This window comes from Chitinophagaceae bacterium (assembly GCA_007695095.1).
Lineage (GTDB): Bacteria > Bacteroidota > Bacteroidia > Chitinophagales > REEL01 > REEL01.
Genome location: REEL01000176.1, coordinates 1 through 11310 on the forward strand (window position 1 = coordinate 1; position 11310 = coordinate 11310).

Annotated in this window: 10 protein-coding genes; 5 read left to right on the plus strand and 5 right to left on the minus strand. The window is 35.0% G+C overall.

What is annotated here, in order from left to right; translation table 11 throughout:
- Window positions 1–409 precede the first annotated feature (409 nt).
- Both EA412_14480 and EA412_14485 read left to right on the plus strand, forming a co-directional pair.
- Complete coding sequence (locus EA412_14480) at window positions 410–691, plus strand: hypothetical protein (GenBank protein TVR76020.1); 282 nt, start codon at window positions 410–412, stop codon at window positions 689–691.
- 9 nt (window positions 692–700) lie between these two features.
- A complete protein-coding gene (locus EA412_14485) occupies window positions 701–2344 on the plus strand; it encodes a pyridine nucleotide-disulfide oxidoreductase (protein TVR76021.1) in 1644 nt (547 codons plus the stop codon).
- Between the two features lies 1 nt (window position 2345).
- Here EA412_14485 and EA412_14490 read toward each other — a convergent pair whose 3' ends face one another.
- From EA412_14490 to EA412_14510, 5 genes are read right to left on the minus strand one after another with little or no spacing between them, the layout of a single operon-like run.
- Entirely contained in the window at window positions 2346–2714 is a 369-nt protein-coding gene (locus EA412_14490) for a cupin domain-containing protein (protein ID TVR76022.1), read from the minus strand.
- A gap of 12 nt (window positions 2715–2726) precedes the next feature.
- A complete protein-coding gene (locus EA412_14495; protein TVR76023.1) occupies window positions 2727–4262 on the minus strand; it encodes a hypothetical protein in 1536 nt (511 codons plus the stop codon).
- Between the two features lie 39 nt (window positions 4263–4301).
- Window positions 4302–5300 carry a ketoacyl-ACP synthase III gene (locus EA412_14500; GenBank protein TVR76024.1) on the minus strand — a complete coding sequence of 333 codons (999 nt, stop codon included), beginning with the start codon at window positions 5298–5300 and terminating at the stop codon, window positions 4302–4304.
- A 3-nt stretch (window positions 5301–5303) separates the two neighbouring features.
- Window positions 5304–6311 carry a hypothetical protein gene (locus EA412_14505; protein ID TVR76025.1) on the minus strand — a complete coding sequence of 336 codons (1008 nt, stop codon included), beginning with the start codon at window positions 6309–6311 and terminating at the stop codon, window positions 5304–5306.
- A 54-nt stretch (window positions 6312–6365) separates the two neighbouring features.
- Entirely contained in the window at window positions 6366–7112 is a 747-nt protein-coding gene (locus tag EA412_14510) for an aspartyl/asparaginyl beta-hydroxylase domain-containing protein (GenBank protein ID TVR76026.1), read from the minus strand.
- A gap of 65 nt (window positions 7113–7177) precedes the next feature.
- On the opposite strand from EA412_14510, the gene EA412_14515 reads away from it, so the two are divergent.
- The 3 genes from EA412_14515 to EA412_14525 all read left to right on the plus strand — a co-directional run bounded on the left by EA412_14515 (window position 7178) and on the right by EA412_14525 (window position 10836).
- Complete coding sequence (locus EA412_14515) at window positions 7178–7996, plus strand: glycosyltransferase family 2 protein (GenBank protein TVR76027.1); 819 nt, start codon at window positions 7178–7180, stop codon at window positions 7994–7996.
- A 131-nt stretch (window positions 7997–8127) separates the two neighbouring features.
- Window positions 8128–8961: a hypothetical protein gene (locus EA412_14520; GenBank protein ID TVR76028.1), complete on the plus strand. Its 834-nt coding sequence runs from the start codon at window positions 8128–8130 to the stop codon at window positions 8959–8961.
- A 15-nt stretch (window positions 8962–8976) separates the two neighbouring features.
- Window positions 8977–10836 carry a tetratricopeptide repeat protein gene (locus EA412_14525; protein ID TVR76029.1) on the plus strand — a complete coding sequence of 620 codons (1860 nt, stop codon included), beginning with the start codon at window positions 8977–8979 and terminating at the stop codon, window positions 10834–10836.
- The last annotated feature ends 474 nt before the right edge of the window (window positions 10837–11310 follow it).

Consider the following 11310-nt stretch of genomic DNA (forward strand, 5'->3'; position numbering starts at 1 on the left):
TAAACCTAATATTTACCGTAGTCGCGCTCATAATGACGGAAGTTTTTTAGGTTTTTCCTTTTATGAACGGGCTAATAAAATTGTCAACCTTAAATTTTTGAATTCTTGGAATTTGGTCCCTTGGGTCTTGGTCTCTTGGGTCTTCTACCCTGCCTCCTGCCTACTTTCTCCCCTGGGTCTAGGTCTCTTGGAACTAGTGTACTTGGGACTTCTATCCTGCTGAGCGCTCTTTCGGATTTGTAATTCGAAAGCATCATTTCATAAAGTTCAGATTCGGGATTTGACAGTTCGGGATTACAAATCCCGAACAGCGGAGTCCTGAACAGCGGGGGAGACTTGACAAAAGATAAAAAGTATCTCAAACCCTTATTTTTTTATAATTTTGTTTGACAATAATTCTTTAACAAGCATGAACAGACAATTTTTGATAATATGCAAAATTGATATGAGCAAGTTAGCTTTATTGGAAAAACTAAGACCTGAACATCTTCAGTACATTCAAAGTCTAAAAAAAACAATTCGCTACGGGGGTGTTTTATTAACCGAAAATAATGAGCAAAAGGGTATATGCTATATAGTTAATGCAAAAACAATTTCAGAAGCTAAACAGTTTATAAAAGATGACCCTTATTACCTATTGTATCAAAAAGTTGAAGTCGATTTATTTGAACAAAAACTTCCGGAAGAATAACTACTCAAAATGCAAAGTAAAAAAGTAAAATATCTCATCATCGGGGCAGGCCCTGCAGGTTTGCAAATGGCTTACTTCTTGCAAAAAGCCGACTTAGACTACCTGATACTTGAAAAAAGTAAAATGCCCGGTGCTTTTTTTTCTAAATATCCAATCCATAAAAAGCTTATCTCTATAAATAAAAAGTATAACTACTTTGAGGAAGAGGAGTTTAATATGCGACACGACTGGAACTCACTATTGTCTGATGATAAAACGCTGAGATTTACTGAATACTCAGATGAATTATTCCCGGATGCTGAATTACTTTGTACCTATTTTAAAGACTATGCTGAAAAGCTTAAGCTGAATATTCTCTATGATACTACAGTACATAAAATCTCTAAAAATTCTGCCGGTGAGTTTTATGTAAAAACAACAGGAGGAGATGATTTTCATGCAGAAGTTCTCTTGCTTGGAACCGGAGTCGTTGCCCATCATATTCCAAAAGAAATTGAAGGCATAGAACATACAATTAACTATGGAGACGCTCCCTTAGAGCTGGATAAATATAAAAATAAGCGTGTAGCAATTATTGGAAGCGGAAACTCAGCTTTCGAAACGGCTGATTATATAGCCGGTGTGGCAGCAAATGTTCATGTATTCGTGAATAACTCGCTTAAAATGGCCTGGGAATCCCATTTTGTAGGGAATTTAAGAGCTGTGAATAACAACCTGCTAGATATGTATCAGCTAAAATCCTTGCATGCAGTTTTAAAACCCCGTATCAGAAAAATTACGAAACTTGATAATGGAAACCTTCAGACACAGCATGAATATGACTACCCAGAATCAAATGTTCCGGGTACATTAAAACTTACACGAGAGTATGAGTATATCATTAATTGTTCCGGTTTTGTATATACTAAACCTGACCTTTTTGATGATAATCTAAAGGTTGAAACAGTTATGGCCGGTAAGTTTTATGCACTGAATGACGTATGGGAGTTTAAGAATGTTAAAAACATGTACGTGATTGGAACCGGTATGCAGGCTATTGACAGAAAAGCATCCTCAGGCTTTATACACGGTTTTAGATATAATGTGAGGACGCTGTCAAACTTGCTGTTGGAAAAATTTGAAAACAAAGCCTATCCCTTTGAAAAACAGGCTCTCAATCCTTTCAATCCCTTTTTAGAGCAACTTTATAAGCGATTCAGCATAGGAGATGCAATTTTTCAGCTTTTTGGTTTTTTAGGAGATATGCTGGTTTATGATGAAAAAGATAAAACACTGCATTGGTATAAGGATTTACCGGTAAAGCATATAGCTGAGCGCATGCCAAAGGATAAAAAAGTTCTTCAGTTAACGTTGGAATTTGGTTTTCATCACTATCCGGATAAATCCAGCCTTGATTTTATGGGACCATCAGACCCTCATAATACGGATAAATCAGCTTTTTTACATCCGGTAATCAGATATTATTACAAAGGCACAGTAAAGGAATTTCATTTCGGGGATTCGCTTTTGGGGCGCTGGGATATGCCTCATGCCGAAGGAGGAGCTATTGCTTCTTACCATACAGAATTTTACAACTGGATGGCTGAAATATTCGGATTGGAAAAAATTGACGTGGATTCTTTAGGTGAAAATCCGGTTTTTGAGAAGTGGTAAACTACTCGTAACGTATATCTATTTCACCTGTGGACCGGTCTTGTATGGGATGTGACTGTACAGAAATAAAAATACTTTCCTCTGTTAACTCAAATCCATGCTTTACGCCGGCAGGTGCTTCAAAGATATCCCCCTCCTTAAATGGAAAGGCTTTGTCGTCTAATAATACTTTTCCTTTTCCCTGAAGAAAAATAAACTTAGCGTTAGCTCTGTCGTGGATGTGCGGCTTATAATAAGTGTCAGGGTATAGCTTAACGATTTCTACACAACCGGAATCTGTAGGTATTCTATAGATGCCGAATCTTTCTTCATCATCGGTTTGTTTATCCTCAAAGGCTATGTTTTTCAGTGCATTTACATAAAAATCCATTGTATTTTGCTTTTATTTTGTATAAGAATTGACTTGATTTCTGAGCTCATAACGTACAGTTTTTCCAATAGGTGATTTTGGCAGCTCCTTAAAGCGGTAAATTTTTTTAGGTACCTTAAAACGAGCCAAAAATTTTTCACAATGAGCAATAATTGTATCGTCCGTTAATGCAGACCCTTCCTTTATAACTATACATGCGGCAACAATTTCACCACTTTTATCCGATTTTTGAGCAACAACTCCCGCATCCAGTATATCTTCTAATTTTGACAGCACAGACTCAACTTCGTTAGGGTAAACTTTATTTCCTGAAACGCTGATCATATCTTTTTTCCGGTCTACCAGTCTATATTGGGAACCTTTTATTTTTTCGGCTATATCTCCGGTTTTAAACCACCCCCGGTAAAAAGCTTTAGCCGTTTCAGCTTCATTTTCAAAATACTCGTTCGTAACCTGAGGGCCTTTCAGTGCAATTTCTCCCGCTGTATTTTCCGATAAAATCTCCCTGTTATTTTCATCTAATAAAGCCACTTTAGTGTCTGGAACAGCCACTCCGATTGCATCATTTTCATTGGTTTCATCCATTGGACTTACAATTGCCAGTGAGCAGGTTTCAGTTAGTCCGTAAGCGCTGTACAAAGGCTTACCGGTTAGTTCGGTCCATTGTTGCTTGGTAGTGACCGGTACATATTCTCCTCCGGCTAAGGAAGCTCTTATGGCTGAAAAATCAATGCTTGAAAATTCCGGGTGCTGCATCAGTTTTTTGTACCAGGTATTCACAGCCACCGTAAAATTGACAGGATTATCTTTAAGCAAGCGGATAATTAAATCAGTATCGCGGAGATTTTGATACAAAATACAGCTCCCCCCGTTTCGCATAAAAAAAAGCAGATTAAAAACCAGGCTAAAAATATGATAAAATGGAAAGGCTATCAAAACCTGTAAATTTTCAAGGGAAATATATTTGCCGATATGTTTACTCAGCTGTTCTACATTGTCAATTACCTGTTGATGAGTGATTACGGCAGCTTTGGTTATGCCGGTTGTGCCTCCGGTAAATTGAAGAAAAGCAACTTCCGGTCCTGCTAAATCAGTAAATTGTATCTCTGTAGTCAATGCAAAGAGTTCAGGCTTTTTGAATGAAATTTCTTTTTCATCAATGATAAAAACCTTCTTAATACCTGTATGCGGAAGATCCTGCTCTATTTTTTTAAAAATTTCTTTAGTGGTAATTAACAAAGAAACTTTGCCTAAAATCAATCGGTCCCGGATTTCAAAATTGGAAAGGTTCGGGTTTAAATTAACGGCAGTTCCGCCTAAGTTGAGCAAGGGGAAAAGGTGATATAAATAGTTAAAACAATTGGGGGCAATGATGCTGAAGTGAAGGTTTTTAACATCAGAAGCCTGATTTTTATACCAATCACCGGCAATTGAAATTTGCTTGAAAAATTCACTATATGTGGAAATGTCTCCTTTTTCTGTTTTCAGAAAAGGTTTTTCTTTATAATTTTTGCAATGAACAGCTAAAAAATCATACAATTGAATCATAAAACAAATTTAGAGAATTTTAGCTCAATGAACAGATGTTCAAAGCTTCCTTTTTAAATAAATGCCACCCCAATTTAAGCCGCTCCCCATTCCAATTAAAAAAATATTTTTGGCATTTGGTGAATTGATTAAGTAATCGTCAAGGGTAAGCAAAACAGAAGCCGAAGATGTATTGCCATATTTTTCTACGGTGAAGGCAAGCTGAGAATCGTTAAACCCTAAAGCTTTTACAGCTTTGGTGATTAGCACCTTTGAAGCCTGATGAATAATTAACTGATCAAGCTGATTAATCTGAAGTTTTGATTTTTTCAAAAGATAACGAATGGTTTCCTGCACCGTTTCATGAATAAAATCTGCTGTATTATTGCCTTTCATAGTTAACAGATGATCTTTTTTCTTTACTGAGTCTTCTGTTATCGGATATGCGCTGCCACTTGACTTTATTCCAAGCGTTATTTCTTCATCTGCCCTTGATTTTAAAAAAATATCTTTAATGATATAAGCCGGGTTTTCTCCTACCAAACAAGCGCTTGCCCCGTCTCCAAACATGCCGGCGGTGAAAAAATCCTCCCGGTCTACAATTGTTGTCATTCTGTCAACCCCAACCACCAGCCCCATTTTTCCTATCCCGGTCTTGATGTATGAGTATGCCGTTGCCAAACCGTAAATATTTCCTGCACAAGGCATATTTAATTCCATAGCAAAAGAGTCCTCTCTCATGCCAATCAATTTCTGCACTTTTGTTGCTGTAGTAGGCTGTATATGATCTCCGGAAGTTGTGTTTAAAATTAAAAAATCAATTTCTGATACAGCTACATTTGCTTTTTTTATTGCATGCATACAGGCCTCACTTGCCATATCAGAAGGGAGCCGGTTGGTTTTTGCTCTGCTTTTGATTCCATACCTTTGCTGTAACAATTCATCCAGCGATTTATTCGAGATGCCCGGATCATAATTTGAAACTTTTTTTTCAAGCGCATCATTTGACTCAATTATTTCTCCAATCACCGCTCCTGTTGAAATTATACCGATTTTCATTTATTATTCAGCTTTAATTAAGTGAATATAGTAACTATGTTTAATTGTATCATTATGTAAAAAATGAAAAACAAAATAAATGTCTGATGAGTCAAAGACCGGACATAGTTTTATCAGCCTGTTTACTTTTGAATCGGTCATTTTTTCTACACTTTTTGCATGTATTTCTTTGATTTTAAAATCTGCAAAATGCTTTTCTAAATACATAACTATTGAGCTAAACGTAAATTCTTTTACCTCTATTGAACAACTGATTTTACTTAAAAAATCATAAAAAGGAAAGACTGATACATTGATATAAATTCTTTCGGGTACTAACTTTTGAGAAGAAGCTGACTTTTGACTTGGGATATTAAAAATATTCACCTCATCTACAAAGTAATCTATACCTCTGTACTGACAAATTTCACACATAAAATCATAAAAGTACTTGGCATAACCCTTTGATCTGTACTCTTTTTTTAGCCCGAAAATTGACCCGTGAAAAGTGTTTTCTTTAAATTCACCCATAAACAGGCCTATTCCCTTATTTTCTTTATTTAAAACTCCGGTAAAAGCATGTTCGTTGTAATCTTTTGTAAAACGGCTGTAATAATCTTTAGCTAATAACTTTCTCAGTGATAATGGCATTACATTACCGGATAAGATTGAAGTATATTCCACCCAATCATTATTGTCTAAAACATCTTCCAGGATTTCCTGAAATTCTATATCGGATTTAGCATCGCTAACTTCCCTTATTGAAAAAAGAGGGTCTCTTTCAATTTTGGGTTTATCTTTTATTAAAAGTGAATTGAAGTAATTTATGGTGTAAATCTCATAGGGATAGCTGAGTTTTTTTAAACTTTCCAGTAAATCTTTTTTGCCCCCGTAAAGCTTGATACGGCACACGTCAAAACCACCGGAATAGATTTCTTTTTCAAATTGTACTTGAGAAAAATCATCTGTAGTTAGCTCTTCCCGGCCAATTTTAAACTTAAAAATATCTGATTCTAATTTAGAGTGCCGCATATAAGAGGTTAAATGTATTCATAAACACTACTAAAAACTTTAAGGTTTTAATTTTCAAAATGCAATCTTAAATTTACGAACTTTATGGTTACCAAATTTTTTGTAATTATAAACTGCCTCCTTAATGTAAGGTGCATTTGATAAGATATAAAACAAAATAAAGTTCAGGATATTTAAAGGAAAAGGAAGAGGCCTTACGACGTCAATAAATAATACTACTCTGTCTTGATTTGTATAATTATGTGCTGAATGAAGTTTTGTGTCATCAAACAGCATTATTTTCCCTTTTTCCCAATTCATTTTTTTGTCCTCTACTTGCAAATAACATAATTCTTCTGAGTCAGGTGGAATTTTTAGTCCTAATAATACTCTGTAAACACCTTTGTAAACCCCTTTATGAGGAGGAATTGATTGACCGGCAGATAAAACAGAGAACATGGCAGAACTCATTCCGTGAATATTTTTTAATAGTTCCGTTGTTTTAGGGCATTGGTTTGTGTTATCGACTAACTCATTTCCATATATAAACAATAAAAAAGATCTCCAGGATTTATTTTTTACCAAAGGCTTTTGCTCAGTGAAAAATTCATCTACGCCGGGCATTTCATTCTCACTTAATAGTTTTTCAAGCTCATGATATATATCTTCATAATTTATTTCTAATTCCTTGAGCCCTTTTATTGAATACGGGTTATTTTCTGTAGTATTTTTAGAAAATTTTTCAACTAAGTAGGTGAATACTGCAAGAATAAACTTTCCGGTTCTTTCAATAATTTTATAAAAAAATGTATTCTTGTTCATGTATCGTATAAGTGGTTACTACAAAAGTATAAATTATACGCTCATTGTTTGTATAAAATTCATGAATGGATCTTTCAATAGTTATCCCCACCTACAATAGTGAATTATATATTCAGCAAACATTAAAACACTTAATACAATTACCCCTTTTAATTAGTGAAAAGGTAGAAATAATTATTGTAGATGACGGAAGTACGGATAAAACGGAAGAAGTTGTAAAGGAATTTATTTCCGGATATTTAAATGTATTTCGCTATGTCAAATCCCGGAAAAACCGCGGACAAAAAGCATCTATTTTTACAGGGCTTAAGTTAAGTAAGGGAAAGTATGCAATGACACTCGATGATGATTTACAATACAGCAATGATGACATAGAAAGCTTATACGAAAAAATTAAAAACAGTGACTTCTGGGTAGTAGGCTCAAAAACCAACTTTAAAACGTCCAAAAAATATGAATTCTTAAGAAAAGTTGTTTTTTTTATTTTCGGTCTTTTTTTTAGAAAATATATTGACACCGGATACTTTAGCGCCTTTAAAATATATGATTTGGAAAAGCTAAGAGCCAATTCAATTAATAACATTTTCTTTTTTTGGCAAATACCTGCCGACAAAATGGATGTAATTTATATTGAAAAGAAAAAAGGAATCAGAACATACAGCAATTATAATTTCGTCAATTTTTTAAAACTAACTTCAACCATTTTATTGAGGGCTGTTTTATTATTTAGCATATATCTCGGTCTCCCTTTATCTTTATTGATTTTGTTTTTGTTTGATAAATGCTTTATTTTAATTGTTTTTGTTTCGCTTATAATAATTTCTTTAACCCTGCTCCAAATAGAAAAGATACAATATGCAAAATTAGCTCAACAGTATAACTAAACATTTGCTGAGCTCAATCTAAACCTCGTTTCAGTAAATTTTTCCGATTATTTTTTCTAAAATTGCTCTTAATCTCCGGCATTCTCTATTTTTACTCTTTGAGCCTGAATTTACATCTTAAATTATAAACTATGAATGTTACATCATTTTATAAATGGATTTTTGCCTGTTTTCTAATAACCTTTGTTACTGCCTGTAGCGGAAGCCGGGAGGTTGCCGAGAGAAAACCCATTGACAGGTCTATTGATGCGGCAATTGCTTATATGAATGAGAATAATACAGAGTTTGACAACTATTTTCATTATTCAATTTATCAGCTTTTAGTTAAAGAATTTGATGTAAAAGATGCTAAATTGATTTCAGACAGAAGAGTTTATGACGTATATCCGCATACGCAAGAGATGCACCTGCAAATCTATGAGCATACATATAAAGACCGTAAAAAAGTAGAAGGTTTAAGCCGGGAAATGGCAAAACAGGTTCTGGGAAATCTGCAAAAGGAAAGCATAGACTCCTTTTATGTTTGGAGTATTTATTGCAAGGAATATGAAACAACACCTCTTTTTCGAGAATTGCTTGATTATCATTTTTTTGAGAATGAGACGCCAACTGCTTTATTTTTAGCTTTTATTTTAAACAATATCCAGGCCAACAAATGTATTGAATTGAATGATGCAGACCTGACTAAATATCGTTCGAGATTGCATGAAATACTTACCTCAGATATGAACTTAAATCCCCTTGCTTTGGAATATCTCTCGTTTTTGAATTATGTAAATTTGGCTATGTTGAAATATTCAGGTGAGTGTGATGCGTTTGATGAAGCTGTTTTCAATAAAGTTTTTGAATTTCAAAATGAAGACGGAGGCTGGCCCTATCCGGATACTGAATTTTCATCGAATACACCAACTATGTTTGCATTGTGGACTTTACTGCACCACAGAAAATACTGCATGAATAACTAATACTTTAAATCATCTATGAACCTAAAGGAGTTTACGGCACATAAAAATTTCTGGCCCGTATTGCTTGGCATATTGTCAGTTCTGCTGTATGTTAATACTTTGGGGAACGGCTATAATTTAGATGATGAGCTGGTTGTTCACCATCATCCGCAGGTTACTAAGGGTGTGCATGGGATTTATGATATTCTCACTACTCAGTATATTGAGGGAGGCCAATTTGAAGTTGAGTACCGGCCAATTACGCAAGTAACTTTTGCATTGGAATACAGCCTCTATGGTGAAAATTTATTTATGTTCCACTTCTGGAATGTAATGCTTTATTGCGTTAACATTTTATTGCTTTTCTATTTTTTAAAATTTCTTTTCGGGCCAAAATACCTCCATTTTATCGGTTGTTGCATGCTGTTGTTTGTTGCACATCCCACCCATACTGAAGTGGTTGCCAGTCTCAAAAACAGAGAGGAATTAATCACTTTTATGTTTGGTGTGTTATCGGCCATATCATTTTTTAAGTTTTTGGAAAGAGATTCCTATAAGTTTCTGTTTGCCGGCTTGCTCTTTTTTATAATCGCTTTGATGACAAAAATGAGCGTTACCTATTTTATTGTAATCACACCCTTTGTATATTATCTTTTTCGAAGAAATAAATTAAAGCAATCCATAGCTGTTGGGGGACTTCAGCTGATTACTTTTTTAATCTATTTTGCAACGGTAAGTTATGTGTTTGACGGTATTAGCAGAGATTTACATTTTCCTGAAAACCCACTTGTTTTTGAAACATCTTTAGGTTATAGGCTGGGCCTTTCTTTTAATGCGCTGATATATTATGTAAAGCTATTGTTCATCCCCTGGCCGCTTGGTTTTTTTTACGGATATAATGTTATCCCCTTAGAAACTTTTGGCAGTCCTCTGAGTTTGTTTTCATTTCTGTTTTTTACGTCTATTTTTATTATTGCTGTTTACCAATTTAACAGAGACAAAATTCTCAGCTTTTCTATTTTTATTTTTCTTTTCTCCATTTTTCCTTTTTCAAATCTTCCGATTCCACATCCGGGTATTATTGCTGACAGGGTATTGTATTTACCATCCCTGGGAATGGCTGTTTTTCTTCCCTGGTTAATGGCTAAAATCCTCGGTAAACTTCCTGAAAGTATAAGTATCAGGGATGTGAAGTTCTTTGCGCCTATAATCTGTATTGTTATTATATTTTCATTTCTCACCATTACAAGGAATACGCATTGGAAAGATAAGTACACTCTTTATTCAAATGATATAGTGCATCTTTCGGAATCTTATAATGCCAACCGTCTATTGGCTCATGAATATCAGCACATGTCTGAAAGGGAAGAAGATGAAAATGTACGGGCTGAATATTTGCAAAGCGCTATTTTTTACTATAAAGAAGCAAGCCGGGTAATGCCTTTTACAGGAATTCCACATCTTGAAATAGGATACATATATGATTTTGATTTTGACCGCTGTGATTTGGCAATTGAATACTATATCAGAGCTTTGGATTTCACGGATCATGATTCGACGGTTTATTATGACCTGGCTCTTTGTTATGAAAATCTCGGCAATTTACCGGCGGCTATTGAAAATTTAGAGCAGTATCTGACTCTTTATCCTGAAAATGCCCGTGCTTTCTATGATTTGGGGCGTATTTATTTATTTCACGGGGATTTGTTTAGTGCAACGGCAGCCAGTTATAAGGCAATTGAATTTGCTCCGGACAGAGATTACGGGTACATGAATCTGGGTGCTATCTACATGGCTCAGGGAGATACGGCAACGGCAGTTGAATTTTATCGGCAGGCCCTTAAAGTAAACCCCGATCATCCGGCTTTGATAGAGTTTTTGTCTCAGTTTGAATAAAATGAGTTTGAAAGTTTTTTTTAACAATTTCATGAATAAGTAGACCCCTCCTCCTTCCTGTCATGCTGACGTTAGGAAGCATCTCCGGATTAATTGGGAGATCTCTCACAACATTTTCCATTTTCCATTTTCCATCATAATTTTTCCATTAAAAAACCCTTTCTAACCTCTTTTTTTTAGAAAAAAAGGGTTAACAAAAAAATCGCGGCTGAATTCCTCCTTGACCCGCTATGCTTTCACTTGCTAAAAATTTTAAACTCCTTGCGTCGAACAGTAAAATTTTTCACGCAAGATTCAAGCAGCGGGTGCCCCAAGTCCGGAATAAAGGCCGCATTCCTTCTGCGAAATGGCTTCTTTAAGGTCTTTAAGCTTGAAGTTTATCCAAAATATAAATAAAAAAGCCTGTCGTGCTGTTAATCGGGCCTTGAGGGGTTGTCCAATAAAACAAGAAAACAGGAACGCTTAGAATTTGAG

Coding starts and splice junctions, on each gene's coding strand:
- EA412_14480 (TVR76020.1), top strand. CDS start 410: ATGAACAGACAATTTTTGATAATATGCAAAATTGATATGAGCAAGTTA.
- EA412_14485 (TVR76021.1), top strand. CDS start 701: ATGCAAAGTAAAAAAGTAAAATATCTCATCATCGGGGCAGGCCCTGCA.
- EA412_14490 (TVR76022.1), bottom strand. CDS start 2,714: ATGGATTTTTATGTAAATGCACTGAAAAACATAGCCTTTGAGGATAAA.
- EA412_14495 (TVR76023.1), bottom strand. CDS start 4,262: ATGATTCAATTGTATGATTTTTTAGCTGTTCATTGCAAAAATTATAAA.
- EA412_14500 (TVR76024.1), bottom strand. CDS start 5,300: ATGAAAATCGGTATAATTTCAACAGGAGCGGTGATTGGAGAAATAATT.
- EA412_14505 (TVR76025.1), bottom strand. CDS start 6,311: ATGCGGCACTCTAAATTAGAATCAGATATTTTTAAGTTTAAAATTGGC.
- EA412_14510 (TVR76026.1), bottom strand. CDS start 7,112: ATGAACAAGAATACATTTTTTTATAAAATTATTGAAAGAACCGGAAAG.
- EA412_14515 (TVR76027.1), top strand. CDS start 7,178: ATGGATCTTTCAATAGTTATCCCCACCTACAATAGTGAATTATATATT.
- EA412_14520 (TVR76028.1), top strand. CDS start 8,128: ATGAATGTTACATCATTTTATAAATGGATTTTTGCCTGTTTTCTAATA.
- EA412_14525 (TVR76029.1), top strand. CDS start 8,977: ATGAACCTAAAGGAGTTTACGGCACATAAAAATTTCTGGCCCGTATTG.